This window comes from Burkholderia sp. SIMBA_062, from assembly GCF_046534765.1.
Lineage (GTDB): Bacteria > Pseudomonadota > Gammaproteobacteria > Burkholderiales > Burkholderiaceae > Burkholderia > Burkholderia ambifaria.
Map to the genome: position 1 here is coordinate 1 of NZ_JAWRYD010000143.1, position 367 is coordinate 367.

The window sequence follows — 367 nt, forward strand, 5'->3', positions numbered from 1 at the left end:
TAATATTCAACTCCGGACTCATCGGTAATGGTGATTCTATTAATCGTAAATTGAGAAGTATTCAAGCTCACATAGTCTATGTCTATTTTCCAGTCATCAAAACCTTGAACAACTGCCTTTTTGGTAACGTTGTCAATAATAAACTTCCCAGATCTTCCCAGAAAATTAATGAAGAATAGATCTGGATCTTCATCCACAGGTTGATCTGAACCACCGTAGTTAATATTAAGATCACCTAGAGTTTTGCGTACGTCGTAACTAGTTTGATAATTAGCATTATAGTTATAGGTTAAATAGCCCTGAGGATTTTCATCTGGACGTTGCCTTACCTGTCGGGTTATTATTCCTCCCGCATTTAGACTCCATC

1 protein-coding gene is annotated in these 367 nt (G+C 37.1%); it reads right to left on the minus strand.

The window, feature by feature from the left end; translation table 11 throughout:
- On the minus strand, positions 1 to 367 hold a 367-nt coding region (locus tag SB786_RS35770; protein WP_410731514.1), incomplete at both ends, for a hypothetical protein.